We start from the raw sequence: 13,493 nt of genomic DNA on the forward strand, positions 1-13,493 counted from the left end.
TCATCACGCCACCACCCGGCAAGAGTGTGCGCACCGGGCATGTATAGCCGGTGTCCGGGAGCCCCAGCACGACCGCACCGAGTGCTTCGCGCCGTACTCGCCGGCGTTGCATCTCTTCGTACTCACACTGCATTTCGTCCAGCTCGGCGAGCCACCTGTGGCGGTCGATGTGCGGGCGGTTTGCTGCCCGCATCAAACACGGAGACTCCGGCATTACGCCCGGTTCGGTGATCACCGGCCCGATGGTGCAGGCCGAGTTCGGTCTTGCGAAAGCAACCTCGGCGAAGGTGTTCACGGAACTTCGGCGGCGGAAGCTGGTCCGGACCGAGTTCGGCATGGGTAGCTTCGTGGCAGACCAGGACGAGGGGGGCTGACGACCCGGCCCCGTCCGCTACTGCTCATGCGGACGGGACTGGTCAGGGGCGCGGGTAGGCATGGACCGGTACCGCTTTCACTTGCATGCCAAGTGAATTCGCTAACGGCCGCGCCCCGGCCTGTAGCCCTGTCCGGCGGGTTTCGGGAACAGTGCCGCACGGACGGTGTCCGTAACGTCCGCCGGATCAGTGGTAGCCAGGTGTCGAACTGTCTGCGCCAGCACGTCTGTCAGCGTCCCAGGCAGGTTCTCGGGGGTGAGCCGGCAAGGTGCGATCCCGGCCCGGAACTCGGGACGTTCGAGCGCGGTATGCACCAGGGCTTCCGCCAGGTCGAGCGGCACGCGCTCCCGCAGAGCGAAAGTCAGGTGCAGCGACGGATCAGGATCGTCCGGGAGGCAGTGCGGGCTGTGAACCCACCCGCGCGGTATGACCAGCGTGTCACCAGGGTTCAGATCGAACACCGCGTACGGCTCGGTGTTGTTCCACCGCTCTTGCATCTCTGCCGTCCACGTGGTGGGGGACGACAGGTACTCGTCCACCGGGAACTCCACTTCCGGACGCCAGATCGGCCAGCGCTTGCGGCCGTGAAGCTGTGTCACCACGGCAAGGAACTGATCCCAGTGATGCCTGAGCCCCTGCGCTCCGGGCGGGGTGACGAAGCCCGAGACGAACAGCGTGTACCCGGTCTCCGCTTCGATCTCGCAGCACAGCTCGGCCACGTACGGCACTCGCGTTTGCAGGTACCGCAGGTTGACCGTGTGCCCGCTTTCGAACAGCTCCCGCAGCTTCCCGGGACTCATCCTGCCGTCCCGCGAGAACCGTCCCGGGTGAACGGCTTTCCCGTCCTTCACAGCGGCCGTGAACGCGGGGTCCGTCAGCCCGTGGTCGATGTACGCCCCAATGAAAGGCAGCGTGATTCGCTCGTCCAGCTCGGACCCGTCACGGCGGTACACCGCCGGTTCGACAGGGCAGGCACGTAACAGTGCCTCAGCCGCTTCCGAGCCGACCAGGGTTGCCAGCGCCATGCAGTCTTCTCCATCACGAGGGGGGAAGCGGACAGGGGAGATCGGGCAAGTGCCGGTTCGGGCACACGACCACGCACGCGTTGAACATGTAGTCCCCGGGCAGGTAGTGCATCCACACCACATCCGTGCCGTTGGTGAGCGCGGCAGCCGCGTACTCCACCTTGGCGGAGAGCCCCGGGTGGATCGGGCGGCCGTCCGGAAGCGGCACCGGCGGGTCGCCCTCGTACATGCGGGCCAGCCACTCCGCAGCTTCCTTCGGTTCCCCCCACGTCTGGCGGGCGAGGGGATCCGGCCGGCGCATCAGCCAATGACCTGTACGCATGGGCGGAACAGCCCGTTTATCGAATGGGAGGTACGCCTCCATGTCGAGGCTCTTCCGTTGTTTGGTCCGCTCGTCGCGCCATTCTTGGGGGAGCGTGCCGGGGCGCCGCAGGTACTCGGCGTGGTACTGGTCGGGCCTACCGATCCACGGGCCGTAGCCATGGAAGTGGGCGAGAGTCGTCACGGGTATCCTCCACGGAGCGGGGTCGCTGGTCTGACTGAGACTCAGACCAGCGACCCCGTGTGATTCAGTGGTGCGTCAGCCTGGAACTCAGGCCGCCGTGCCCCGGATGGCGGTGGTCCGGTCGGCGAGGGCGTCCAGCTCGGCCCCGGTGAAGCGGAGCAGCGGCGAACCGTCGCCCAGCTTGCTGTCACCGAGCACGTAGGCGTCCACCGCGCCCGGGATGGCACCGACGGTCGCGCACGACTCGGACTCGCCGTCGCCGCTGTTGCCGCCGCACGCCTTGGCCAGCGCCAGGCCCTCGGTCGGCAGCGCGTACAGGTTGGTCGTCATTTCCCCTCCTAGGGGTGATCGAGTGTCCGGCCGATCGGGTGACCGGCCGGGTGGTGCACCCGTTCCGCTCGCGGGGTTGGCACGCGACCCAAACGGGAGTTGTTGGAGCTACTCGGTGGGGCAGGCCGGGACATCTGCCCACTGGACAGTGCTGGCGAGTTCGTGCGGTGTCTCGGCCTCGGCACTCACCGTCCGGCCCCTGCGGCAGCGCGGGCCCGTCTGCGGCGCTGCCACGCTTCGAGCCAATCCGGGCCGTACGCGCCGCCGATCACGGCGAGCGCCAGGGCGACGAAGCACGCCGCCCACCGCACCCCGTCATCCGGTGCCAGCATCGCGAACGCGAGTACCACGCCCGCCGCCACGGCGGAGCCGAGCGCCACCACGCCCGTCACCAGGGTCACCCGTGTCACTTCGGCCCCACCTCCGGCACCAGCACCATCGGCACGTCCGCGATCACGGGGTACGACCGGGGGTCAGGGTGGCGCATCATGTGCACACACGCCCAACCATGCACCGCATCAAGGTCGTTGAACTCGACAGACACCGCTGCACACCGGGCGCCTTCTTCGGACTCCCCCTGACATACCAAGGTGTAGGTGGGCGATTCGACGTCGCTGCCGGTGTCCGGGACCAACTTCCCCGGGATGCCGGACAGCACCCTTGCGTCGCGTACCTTCGCTGCCATTGGTAGTTCCTCCCGCCAAGTTGTCACCAAGATCTGGCAACCGCCCAGGACGGTGAAACCTCCTGCAAAGGACACTCCAGAACGTCCCTCACGCGGTAGAACGTCCCTACAAGAGTCCGGGCTTGCGGGGAGGCGGGCGAGATGCCGAACGACAGACTGAAAGCCGTCATGGAGTCGGGGGGTTGGACGTGCGCCGCCTTGGCGGAGAAGGCCGGCGTGGACACCAAGTCGGTTGAGCGGTGGGCGAATCAGAATCGGACGCCCCGGTTGAGGACAGCTCGCCTGGCTGCCGAAGTGCTGGGAGAAGACATGTTCGGCCTGTGGCCAAGTCTGCGGCAGCCACGCGCCGCCAGGGCGATAAGCCCCGAACTGGTGGCACTCTACGAGCAGCGCGCCAACCTACCGGTGTCCGTGTTCGTAGACCTGATGGGGAAGGCCACAGAGCGCATTGACGTGCTGGTCTATGCCGCCGTCTTCCTTCATGAGGCGTACCCACGTCTGAACGATCTACTTCGGGAGCGCGCCGCCGAGGGATGCGCGATTCGGATCGCGGTTGGCGACCCCAACAGCGAGAACGTGAGACAACGCGGGGAGGAGGAGAAGTTCGGTCACGGCATCCAATCCCGTTGCAGGCTCGCCCTCATGCACTACCGGCCGTTGCTCGGCACGCAAGGGATCGAGATTCGGTCCCACGGGACCACGCTGTACAACAGCCTCTACCGGGCAGATGACCAGGTGCTGGTGAACGCTCATGTGTGGGGGGTCAACGCCTTCGGTGCCCCGGTCTGGCACCTGCGGCGGACCGGCGCAGGCAGGCTGTTCGACACCTACGCTGCAAGCTTCGATGCAGTGTGGAACGCGGCCCTGCCGGTTGAGGAGAACTGATCACGTGGTGCGCACCGAGTTCTATGACGATCCCGACGCGCCGGAGCCGAACCGTCTGGTGGTGGCGGCGTCCGCAGTGGTGACCGATGGTGAAGGGCGCATCCTGCTTCAGCGGCGTACCGACAACGGCCTGTACGCACTGCCGGGCGGCACGATGGATCTCGGCGAGTCGCTTCCGGGGGCGGCCGTCCGGGAAGTCCGCGAGGAGACCGGCCTTGACGTGGAGATCACTGGACTCGTCGGAACATACACCGACCCACGACACGTTATCTCCTACTCGGACGGTGAGGTACGACAGCAGTTCAATGTCTGTTTCACCGCGCGCATCACGGGCGGGACACTCCGGATCTCCAATGAGTCGACCGATCTCCGGTTCGTGGCACCCGAAGACATCGGAGACCTACCGATGCACCACACCCAGCAACTCCGGCTCCACCACTTCCTGGAGAATCGAGCAACCCCTTATCTCGGCTAACGGAAGCCAAACAACAAAGGCCCTATCCCGACCACCCGAAGAGGGGGGAAGGGGCGGGGCCTTTGTGGTCTCACGGGGTCAGCCGGCGAGGACGTTCATCAGGCGGGCGGCGGCCTTGCCACCGAACAGCGCGATGCCACAGTAGAACTCGATCCGGGTTCGGAACACGGGCTTGTCGTGGGCCTCACCGAGGTCGGTCACCTGGATGCCGCCGTTGGTCAGACCAGTGGCTCCCGCGTCGGCGTCGGAGCTGCCGAATTCGTGGGCCGGGCGCCGACCGCACGGGCGGTCGACCCACGGGCATCTGACAGGCCACCGACAGGACATTACAGTGACGTTTGAACGCCTTTTGTCTGCCTCTTGAGGGCTTTCGCCCCGAACACCCTGCACTGCATGCTGAACTGCACCCATGACACAGCGTTCCAATCAGAGACCGCAGTTCGAACTCCGTATCGGGGGGCTGCACTTGACCATCCAGCGCATCCCTGGATGGCCTCTCGGCTTCGTGGCCACGGTCGCGAGCGTGATCGCTGCTTGGCGTGGTGGTTCATGACACGGTCCGCGCAGGGTCCTGGCCCCACGCAGTTGTTCGTGGCCGGTACACCTACCCTCTAACGCGGGGCGGGTGTTGGCGCTGTGCCCGCTGGTGGAGCACTTCACCTTCCGGGTGCTGTTTCGCCTTGGTGCCGCGCACGTTGCAGCTCAGACGCTGCTGCGAGTACTCGCGGGCGTTCTCGGCGCGGTCGAGAATCCACCGGCGGTCCCGCTCGTCCATGAAGTCAAGACACTCGTAGTCGAAGATCACACGGGCCTTGCCGAGGATCGGAACGACGGACTCAGCCCCCTTGTGGGAGAACCGGTCGAGCGCGTAGCACCAGAGCGCTTGCATCTCTCCGGCCATCACCGCGTCAAGGGCGGAATCCATCTTTGGCCGCTTGACGTCCGACCAGGCGGACAGGTTTTCCTTCCACACCTTCCGGACGCAATAGCCGTTCTCGGCGGCCCACGCACGGCCCCGGTCGTCCTGCGCCCGAATGGACAGGGCCCGCTCACCCTCGCGGACGATCTTCGACTCACGCAGCAACAGATCGACTTGCGGCCGACCGTGGCAGGGGCAGATGCCCGGCTGAACAGTGCTCTCCATACCCGTCGTGGGGAGCGAACGGTTCCGGGCAGGCGGGCGATGGTGGCGGTCGACATGGGCGAACCCCTCAAAGATGCGGGGTCGGTCTGCTCCGAGTAGGCGTTGCAAGACCTTCGCGCCTACGGGGAACTGCGCGCAGCGGAAGGCACTCAACCGCAAGATCGCGACGCGGGCAATGACTCGCCATTGATGCGACCTTGCGGACAGATCGGCGCTTGTCGCGCAGTTCCGCCCACTCGGCTTCGCCTGGGGGTACCCCAGCGCCCCCAATTTCGCTCCCGCCTGCCATCGCACAGCCCCCGCCCCTGTTGGGCAGCCCCGGATAATGGGAGATACAGGCCAGAAACTCCCGATCCGACACCTCATGCCCCTCCGCTCCCCCGACCGCAACCACTACGCGGATCTCCTGCGGGTGGCCGCGATCTGCGCCGTCGTCCTGGGGCACTGGCTGCTGACCGACGTGACCTACCGCAACGGGCGGGTCTCGGGGCAGGACGCCCTGGACGTCGTCGGCTGGGGGCGCTGGATCACCCTGCTGTTCCAGGTGATGCCGGTGGTCTTCCTGGTCGGCGGCTACGCCAACGCCGTCTCCTGGACGGGGCATCGGGACCGCGGCGAGGGATGGGCGGGCTGGGTGCGACGCCGCGCCTTGCGGTTGCTGTGGCCGACCGCGGTGTACGTCGGCACGGTCGCGCTGACCGCCGCCGCGGCCTGGGCGGGCGGCGCGGACCCGGGCGAACTGGCGCAGGCCGGTTGGTACTTGGCGCTGCACCTGTGGTTCCTTCCGGTCTACCTGCTGCTGATCGCACTGACCCCCGCGCTGCATGCCGCGCACACCCGCTGGGGGTTCGCCGTGCCCGCCGCGATGGCGGTCGGCGCGGCCCTGGTGGACGTCGCGATCCTGGGTCCGCGGCTGCCGCTGGTCGGGTTCGCCAACTACCTGCTGGTCTGGGGCGCCATTCACCAGTGGGGGTTCGCCTGGCACGACGGCAGCCTCACCCGGGGGCGGCGTCCACTCGGGCTCGCACTCGCGGGGGCGCTCCTGCTCGTGGGTCTGCTGACCTGGGGCCCGTTCCCGGTGGACATGGTCGGGGCGGGCCTGCACGCCGGCAACACCACTCCCCCGTCGATCGCCCTGCTGGCCTTCGCCTCCGCCCAGTGCGGCCTCCTGCTGGCGGCCGAGCCCGCCGGGCGGCGCCTGCTCGCCGCCACCACTCGACGGGACCGCCTCGCCCGCCTCAACCGGGCGGCGATGACCGTCTACCTGTGGCACCCCGTCCCGGTGCTCCTGGTCGCCGTCGCCCTCTACCCGGTGGGGCTCGCTCCGCAGCCGTCCGTCGGCTCCTGGCAGTGGTTCGCTCTCAGGCCGGCCTGGTTCGCCGTCCTGACCGCACTCCTCGTCGCCCTGGTCGCCGCCCTGCAACGGGTGCAGCGCCCGCTGCTCACCCTGACCGCACGATCGGCGCCGGGCACGAACCGGTCCGCCCTTCTGCTCGGCGGCCTCGCCGCCGTCCTCCCCGCCCTGGCCTGGCTGGCCATCAACGGTTTCGCCCCGGCCGGGCGCCCGGCCGCTCTCGCACTCGCCGCCTTCGCGTGCGGCTTCGCCCTGGTCCTGCGCTCGGGCCGTCGTGCAACGGCTCCGCCCCACCGCCGGTGGTGAGCGCGGTGGGGCGGAGGCGACATCCGGGGGGAGGGAAGCGTCAGGTCGGGCTCTCGAACTCAGAAGTGCAGGTCGGGGCTGGTCTGGTAGGTGTAGCCGGTGCCGGGCTGCCAGTAGAAGCGGGCCTCGGCCTTGTAGTCGTGGCCGTAGGTCGGGTTGGCGAGGGCCCAGGTGAAGGTGTACTGGCCCGAGTGGCACGGGAAGGAGGTGGAGATGGCCTGGGTGTTGGTGGTGTAGTCCCAGATGATGACCTGCTCGGTGCAGTTGTTGCTGGCGAAGTTGGTGGTGACCGAGGTGTTGATCTGGGTCCACCCGTCACTGATGCAGACCTGCTGGTATCCCGGCCCCGCGCAACCGCCACCGACCGACGCCGAGGCGGATCCGGCGCCCGTCAGTGCGATGCCGCCGGCCGTCGCCATCGTCGCCAGGGCCAGCGTGGCCTTCCGAAGTCCCTTGATGTGCATGGTCGTTCCCCTCTGTCGGACGGCCCGGCCGGGGTGCCGGGCACGTGGGAGAGGTTCGTCGACCGCGATGGACATCCGATGAGCATGGGCATGCCGAGACGGGGACGGCCTCAGGACAGGCCGCGAAGCAGTTCTTCGACCTCCGCCGCGTCGCCGGCCAGCTCCAGCTGCCGGTAGTGGCCCAGCGCCTGCTGGAGGCAGATCCGGGCCCGGTCGGAGTGGCCCAGCCGGGTCAGCGCCTCCCCGAGGGCCCGCAGCAGCCCGCCCTCCAGCAGGCCGCCGACCTGGCGGGCCTTCGGCAGCGCTTCCTCGGCCGCCCGGACGGTGGCCCGGTCACGGCCGGCCGACAGGTGGATGCGGGCGATCAGGCTGCCGGTGGCCGCCTCGAAGGCCAGCATGCCGAAGGAACGGAACCGCTCCACCACGTGCTCGGCCTGCTCCAGCGCGGGGCCGAGGTCGCCGCACAGGTGCAGCACCCTGGCCAGGTAGTACCGGCCGATGGACTCCGGGATCGACACCTGGCGGCCCGTCAGTTCGACGCACCGCTCGGCGGCGGCGCGGGCCTGCTCCAGGCGCCCGCAGTGGGCGTGGTTGAAGGCCAGTTCGCCGAGGACGAGCCCTTCGGCGCTCTCGTCCCCCTGGCGGCGGAAGAGTTCCGCCGCCTCCTCCAGGCAGCCGACGGCCTGCTCGAAGTCCCGCAGCGCGCGGGCGTTCGCGCCGAGCAGTTTCAAGGTGTCGGCCCGCAGCGTGAGCCGGTCCGGGCCGTCGCACAGAGCCAGGCAGCCGCGCAGTTCCTCGCCCGCCTCCGCGTAGGAGTTGGCGTGCCAGAGCATGCCGCCGCGCACCGAGCGGGCCAGTGCCTCGGCGTCCCGCTCGCCGCGGGCCTTGGCCGCGGCGGCGACCTGCCCGGCCAGGTCGGCGACGGTCGTCACGTAGCCGCGGCCGAACAGGATCGAGCTCATCTTGTCCAGCAGGTCGACCGTTCGGGCCAGTGACAACCCGTCGTCCCGGCAGGCCCGTTGGATCACCGCGCGGTGCAGCGCGGTCCGCTCCCGCAGCCAGGCGGTGGCCTCCTCGATGCTGGAGAAGCCGTGACCGTCCGGGTCGCGGTGCGCCGCGTTCTCGGCGTCGCGGGCGCCGGCGGCGCAGAAGTCCAGCAGCCGGGCGAACGCGGCGGTCACCGACGCGGGGGTGTCCTGCTCGGCGCCGCGCTGCCGGGCGAACACCCTGAGCAGGTCGTGGAAGCCGTACCGGTCGGCGGCGGGCGACTGCAGCAGGTTGAGGTCGACCAGCGCCTCCAGCAGGTCGCGGGCCTGCTCGGGGCCGCGGTCGAGCAGGGCTGCGGCGTCCGCGGGGCCGAGCTCGGGGGCGTCGGGCAGGGCGAGCAGCCGCAGGGCGCGGGCCTGCTCCCCGGTGAGCCGGGCGTAGGAGAGGGCGAGGACGGGCTCCACCGCGGCCTGCTCGTGGGCGAGTTCGCCGAGGCGGGTGCGTTCGTCGGCGAGGCTGGCGGCCAGGTCGGCCAGCGACTGCCCGGGGTCGGCGGCCAGCCGGGAGCCCGCCACCCGCACGGCCAGCGGCAGCCGGCCGCAGGCGGTGACGATCGCGGCCGCCGCCCCGGGTTCGGCGTCGGTCCGGGCCCGGCCGACGACGGCGGCGAGCAGGTCGAGCGCCTCGTCGTCGGCCATCGCGTCGAGCGGCAGGTGGCGGGCGCCGGGCAGGGTGCTGAGCCAGGCGCGGCTGGTGACCAGCACCGCGCAGGTCCGGGAGCCCGGCAGCAGCGGGGCGACCTGTTCGGGGCCGGCCGCGTTGTCCAGCAGGATCAGCAGCCGGCGGCCCGTCACCGTGGTGCGGTAGAGCGCGGCGCGCTCCGCGAGGTCGGCGGGGATGTCGCGGTCGGCCACGCCCAGCGCGGTCAGGAAGGCGGCGAGCGCCTCGGCCGGGTCGAGCGGGGCGGCCTGTGCGCCGCGCAGGTCGACGTGCAGCCGGCCGTCGGGGAAGTGCCCGCGCAGGGCGTGTCCGACGTGCACGGCCAGGCTGGTCTTGCCGACGCCGCCGAGGCCGTTGATCGCCGAGATGACGACGGCTCCCGGGTCCGGGTGGGAGAGGGCCTCGGTCAGCCGGGTGACGTCGGCCCGGCGGCCGGTGAAGTCCGGGAGCCCTGCGGGCAGTTGCTCGGGAACGACGGTGGGCGCCGGGCCGGTGGGCCGCCGGTCGGCGACGGGCCGGGCGGCGGTGGCGAGGGACGGGTCGGCGCGGCGGATCCGCCGGTCCAGGGCGTCGAGTTCCGCGCAGGTCAGGCCCTCGGCGCGGTAGAACCGCCGGGCGTCCTCGTACACCGCCCGGGCCTCCTCGGGCCGGTCGGACAGGTGGTACTCCAGCATCAGCAGGGCGCGGAACCGCTCCCGGTAGGGGTGCGCGAAGACCGCCTGGTCGAGCTCGACCAGGCAGGACAGGCCGCTGCCGAGTTCGACGTCCAGGCCGAGCCTGGTCTCCAGCGCGTCCAGCCGGCGCTCCGTCAGATGCCGCCGCAGCTCGGCGGCGTGCGGGCCGGGCAGGCCGGCCAGCGGCTCGCCCCGGTGCAGGTCCAGCGCCCGGGCCAGCAGGTCGCGCGCGCCGGGGCGTTCACCGGCGGCGAGGGCCTCGCCGGCCCGGGCGACCAGCCGGTCGAAGGCGACGGCGTCGACCGCCTCGGCGGGCAGGTCGAGGCGGTAGCCGCCGTCGACGGTGACCAGCAGGTGCCCGGCGGCGTGGTTCCTGAGCTCCCTACGCACCCGGTAGGCGTGGGTGGCGAGGGCGGACCTGGGGTTGCCCGGCGGGTTGTCCTCGTCGAAGACCCCGCTCGCGAGCCGTTCGACGGTCAGCGCCCGCCCGGGAGCGGCGAGCAGCATGGCGAGGAACGCCTGCTGCTGGCGGCGGCCGAGCTCCAACCGCTGTTCGCCCGCCCACCCGGCGAGCGGGCCGAGGAGTCGGAAGCGCAGGCCCTGCGGGGCGGCGGCTGTCTCCATGTCAGGTCTCCCTGGGTTCATCGCCCCCGGGCCGCCGGACGGAGCCGGACGCGGCCGCGCCCCCGCGCGATGTCGGGGCGGCCCGGGGTGGTGCGTGGTGCGACCGGCCGGTCGGGAAGGGCCCTGCCGGTGCTCAGCAGCCGGTCGGCGGCGGCAGCACGACGTAGGGGCTCTCGACCGAGCTGGGGCTGACGATGCCGCCGTGGGTCTGGCCGGGGACGTACGTGATGCCGGGCTGCCGCTCGAACAGGGTGCGGTTGCAGGTGTCGGTGATCAGCACGTCCGCGTTGCGCCAGAGCGTCACCCGCGCGTGCGGGTGGCCGGCGGTGCCGCTCTCCCAGCACAGGCCGCCGCTCGCGTCGAGGACCACCAGGTTGCCGTCGGTGCGGATGACGGCCTTGGCGCCGCAGCCGACGGTGCCGGTCGCCCAGGTCGGCTGCTGGCGGGAGAAGTCGTTGTCCGGCGCGTAGTAGGCGACGAGGTTGCCGTCGCTCTGCATGATGAGCCGCGCCGTGCCGAACTGGCCCTTGTTGTCGATGTGCGCGTCGGTGTTCGGCAGCTGTTCGCCGTCCCAGATGCTGACGGTCGACCGGTCGTAGGCGGCGTGGGCGGTGCCCTGGGCGGTCAGCACGCTCGCTGCCGCCAGCGCCAGGGCGGCGAGCGCGACCGGGCCCCGGGTGGCTCGTACGGTGGTGCGGCTCAACTTCTCGGTCCTCTCGATGGTGCTGTCCACGACGGGTGGCGAGGCCCGTGACCTGCGTCTCCGGGCCGGTGATCACGTCGCAGTCCGGATTCTGGGCGGCACGGATTGACGCCCGATGAACGGTGGCGTTTACGCCTCGTCGGACGGCCCTGTCGTGGGGCGCACGGACCCGGGGAGCGCGGCCGCGGGGAGCACCGCGGAGATCGGCCAGGCGGGGCGGCGCACCAGCCGGTCGGCGGCGTCCCGCAGCGCGCGGGGCAGGTGGCCGCAGGCGGCGGCCAGCGCCCGGGCGGCCTCCGGTTCGCGGTCCGACCGGTCCCGGCCGAGTACCCGGCCGAGCAGTTCCAGCGCCTCCTCCGGGGTCAGCGGACCGACCGGGACGGTGCTCGAACTCCCCTCCCCCGAATGGCCGTTGAGGACGACGAGGGCAGCGCTTCCGGGCCCGGCGGGCAGCAGCGGCCGGATGCCGTCGACGCCGGCGGCGCCGTCGAGCACGACCAGGATCCGGCGGTCGGCGAGCAACCGGAGGTACAGGGCGCGGCGCTCGGCGGTGCTCGCCGGCACGGCCTGTTCCTCGACGCCCAGGGCGCGCAGGAACGGCGCCAGGAAGTCGGCGGCGGCCCGGTCGTCCACGCCGTGCAGGTCGGCGTACAGCTGCCCGTCGGGGTGGGCGGGGCCCGCGAGGTGGGCGGCGCGGACCGCCAGCGCGCTCTTCCCGGCGCCGGGCGGGCCGGTGACGGTGACGATCGGCGGGCCGGTCCGCCCCGGGGCGGCCAACAGCTCGGCGATCCTGGCGAGTTGGCCGTCGCGTCCAGTGAAGTCGCCCGGGTCGGGCGGCAGTTGGAAGGGGCGCAGCACCGGCCGGGCGGCGCCGGCCCTGAGCTCGACCGGCCCCGGCGCGTCGAGTTCGCGCAGCGCCTCCTCGCGCCGCCCGGCCAGCATCCGGCGTTCGTGCTCGGCGAAGGGGCCGGGGACGCCGTCCAGCGCCGTCGGCCCGTACCAGAGGCCGAGCGCGTCGGTCAGCAGGTCGCGGGCGCGCCGGGGCTGCCAGTTCAGGCGGGCGGTGGCGGCGTCGGCGAGCGCGGACAGGAAGACCGTCCGGTCGATGCGGGCCGGATCGACGTCCAGGCAGTACCCCTTGCCGACGTGCCGCAGGACGCTCCCGTCGCCGCCCAGCGCGCTGCGCAGCCGGTACATGTTGCCCGGGAGCGCCCCGGCCCGGTCGGGCGCCTCGTCCCCCTCCTCGCCCCAGACCCCGTCGATGATCTCACTCACCGTCACCGGCCGTCCCGCGTGCGCGAGGAGCACGGCGAGCACCGCCCGGTCCCGGGCCCGGTTGATGCGCAGCTCCTGGCCCGCGCGCCGGGCCTTCAGGGGGCCGAGAGTGGTGAAGTGCAGCTCCAGCGCGTCCTCCCCGCGGTGATCATGTTGACGTTCCGTCATGTTATCGCTCCCCGCCACTCCGACCCCGGGCCGGAACGGCCCCCGCCCCCGGGGCCCGGACGGCACCCCCGGGCCCCGGGCCCGTGTCCGGGCCAGTGTTCGGCACGGGCTCGACCGGCCCGCGATCCGGGGATCGTCGGTGGTGGAGGCCGAAGGGCGGCCCCCCGAACGACAGAGGAGCCCACGATGGTGGAATTCAAGCTCGAGGTTCTGGTCCTCCCGGTCTCGGACGTGGACCGGGCCAAGGAGTTCTACGCCCGGATCGGCTTCCGCGAGGACATCGACTTCTCCGGCCCCGGCGGCTTCCGGCTCGTGCACTTCACCCCGCCGGGCTCGGCGGCGTCGCTCATCATCGGCAGCGGCGTGACCGACGCGGCGCCGGGCTCCGAGCGCGGCGTGCACCTGATCGTGGACGACGTGGTCGCGGCCCGCGCCGAGCTGGTGGCGGCCGGGGTCGAGGTCGGCGAGGTGTTCCACGACGCCGGCGGCGTCTTCCACCACGCCGGCACCGCCGGTCGGGTCGCCGGCCCGCACCCGGAGCGGCGCTCGTACGGCTCGTTCGCCTCGTTCGCCGACCCGGACGGCAACCTCTTCGTCCTCCAGGAGGTCACCGTGCGGGGCCCCGGCCGGATCAGCCACGTGGTCCACCGCTCCGCCGCCGCCCTCGAGTCGGCGCTGCGCGACGCGGCGGCCGCCCACGGCACGTACGAGGAGGAGCTCGGCCACGCCGACGCCGACTGGCCCGCGTGGTACGCCGCGCACATGGCCCGCGCGGCCGGCCTGGACAGCTGACGG

Annotated in this window: 16 protein-coding genes; 5 read left to right on the forward strand and 11 right to left on the reverse strand. The window is 71.6% G+C overall.

Annotated features, from left to right (window positions below; all coding sequences use genetic code 11):
• Positions 1 to 227: 227 nt before the first annotated feature.
• Positions 228 to 374: a hypothetical protein gene (locus ACI1MP_RS08465; protein ID WP_404868221.1), complete on the forward strand. Its 147-nt coding sequence runs from the start codon at positions 228 to 230 to the stop codon at positions 372 to 374.
• Positions 375 to 475: 101 nt separating this feature from the next.
• Here ACI1MP_RS08465 and ACI1MP_RS08470 read toward each other — a convergent pair whose 3' ends face one another.
• The 5 genes from ACI1MP_RS08470 to ACI1MP_RS08490 all read right to left on the reverse strand — a co-directional run bounded on the left by ACI1MP_RS08470 (position 476) and on the right by ACI1MP_RS08490 (position 2,919).
• Positions 476 to 1,399 carry a JmjC domain-containing protein gene (locus tag ACI1MP_RS08470; protein WP_404868222.1) on the reverse strand — a complete coding sequence of 308 codons (924 nt, stop codon included), beginning with the start codon at positions 1,397 to 1,399 and terminating at the stop codon, positions 476 to 478.
• Positions 1,400 to 1,412: 13 nt separating this feature from the next.
• Positions 1,413 to 1,904, reverse strand: a complete 492-nt coding sequence (locus tag ACI1MP_RS08475) for a hypothetical protein (protein WP_404868223.1) — start codon at positions 1,902 to 1,904, stop codon at positions 1,413 to 1,415.
• An 87-nt stretch (positions 1,905 to 1,991) separates the two neighbouring features.
• A complete protein-coding gene (locus ACI1MP_RS08480) occupies positions 1,992 to 2,234 on the reverse strand; it encodes a DUF397 domain-containing protein (RefSeq protein WP_404868224.1) in 243 nt (80 codons plus the stop codon).
• A 185-nt stretch (positions 2,235 to 2,419) separates the two neighbouring features.
• Positions 2,420 to 2,644 carry a hypothetical protein gene (locus ACI1MP_RS08485; RefSeq protein WP_404868225.1) on the reverse strand — a complete coding sequence of 75 codons (225 nt, stop codon included), beginning with the start codon at positions 2,642 to 2,644 and terminating at the stop codon, positions 2,420 to 2,422.
• Positions 2,641 to 2,919, reverse strand: a complete 279-nt coding sequence (locus ACI1MP_RS08490; protein WP_404868226.1) for a hypothetical protein — start codon at positions 2,917 to 2,919, stop codon at positions 2,641 to 2,643. The genes ACI1MP_RS08485 and ACI1MP_RS08490 overlap by 4 nt, the downstream gene beginning before the upstream one ends.
• A gap of 141 nt (positions 2,920 to 3,060) precedes the next feature.
• On the opposite strand from ACI1MP_RS08490, the gene ACI1MP_RS08495 reads away from it, so the two are divergent.
• Positions 3,061 to 3,804: a helix-turn-helix domain-containing protein gene (locus tag ACI1MP_RS08495; protein ID WP_404868227.1), complete on the forward strand. Its 744-nt coding sequence runs from the start codon at positions 3,061 to 3,063 to the stop codon at positions 3,802 to 3,804.
• A 4-nt stretch (positions 3,805 to 3,808) separates the two neighbouring features.
• Positions 3,809 to 4,279: an NUDIX domain-containing protein gene (locus ACI1MP_RS08500; protein WP_404868228.1), complete on the forward strand. Its 471-nt coding sequence runs from the start codon at positions 3,809 to 3,811 to the stop codon at positions 4,277 to 4,279.
• A 78-nt stretch (positions 4,280 to 4,357) separates the two neighbouring features.
• Here the strand turns inward: ACI1MP_RS08500 and ACI1MP_RS08505 are convergent, their stop codons facing one another.
• Both ACI1MP_RS08505 and ACI1MP_RS08510 read right to left on the reverse strand, forming a co-directional pair.
• Positions 4,358 to 4,480 (reverse strand): hypothetical protein, encoded by a 123-nt coding sequence (locus ACI1MP_RS08505; RefSeq protein ID WP_274536958.1) that lies wholly within the window; start codon positions 4,478 to 4,480, stop codon positions 4,358 to 4,360.
• A gap of 403 nt (positions 4,481 to 4,883) precedes the next feature.
• Complete coding sequence (locus ACI1MP_RS08510; RefSeq protein WP_404868229.1) at positions 4,884 to 5,423, reverse strand: recombinase family protein; 540 nt, start codon at positions 5,421 to 5,423, stop codon at positions 4,884 to 4,886.
• A gap of 364 nt (positions 5,424 to 5,787) precedes the next feature.
• On the opposite strand from ACI1MP_RS08510, the gene ACI1MP_RS08515 reads away from it, so the two are divergent.
• Positions 5,788 to 7,083 carry an acyltransferase gene (locus tag ACI1MP_RS08515; RefSeq protein WP_404868230.1) on the forward strand — a complete coding sequence of 432 codons (1,296 nt, stop codon included), beginning with the start codon at positions 5,788 to 5,790 and terminating at the stop codon, positions 7,081 to 7,083.
• Positions 7,084 to 7,142: 59 nt separating this feature from the next.
• On the opposite strand, the gene ACI1MP_RS08520 is transcribed toward ACI1MP_RS08515, so the two are convergent.
• From ACI1MP_RS08520 to ACI1MP_RS08535, 4 genes are all read right to left on the reverse strand, one after another.
• Entirely contained in the window at positions 7,143 to 7,547 is a 405-nt protein-coding gene (locus ACI1MP_RS08520; RefSeq protein WP_380336239.1) for a hypothetical protein, read from the reverse strand.
• A 110-nt stretch (positions 7,548 to 7,657) separates the two neighbouring features.
• Positions 7,658 to 10,552, reverse strand: a complete 2,895-nt coding sequence (locus tag ACI1MP_RS08525) for an AfsR/SARP family transcriptional regulator (RefSeq protein ID WP_404868231.1) — start codon at positions 10,550 to 10,552, stop codon at positions 7,658 to 7,660.
• Between the two features lie 133 nt (positions 10,553 to 10,685).
• Positions 10,686 to 11,255 (reverse strand): hypothetical protein, encoded by a 570-nt coding sequence (locus tag ACI1MP_RS08530; RefSeq protein ID WP_380336234.1) that lies wholly within the window; start codon positions 11,253 to 11,255, stop codon positions 10,686 to 10,688.
• A 129-nt stretch (positions 11,256 to 11,384) separates the two neighbouring features.
• Positions 11,385 to 12,698, reverse strand: a complete 1,314-nt coding sequence (locus ACI1MP_RS08535; RefSeq protein ID WP_380336232.1) for an AAA family ATPase — start codon at positions 12,696 to 12,698, stop codon at positions 11,385 to 11,387.
• A 186-nt stretch (positions 12,699 to 12,884) separates the two neighbouring features.
• On the opposite strand from ACI1MP_RS08535, the gene ACI1MP_RS08540 reads away from it, so the two are divergent.
• Complete coding sequence (locus ACI1MP_RS08540; RefSeq protein ID WP_380336229.1) at positions 12,885 to 13,490, forward strand: VOC family protein; 606 nt, start codon at positions 12,885 to 12,887, stop codon at positions 13,488 to 13,490.
• Positions 13,491 to 13,493 lie beyond the last annotated feature (3 nt).

Source organism: Kitasatospora griseola (genome assembly GCF_044999035.1).
Lineage (GTDB): Bacteria > Actinomycetota > Actinomycetes > Streptomycetales > Streptomycetaceae > Kitasatospora > Kitasatospora griseola.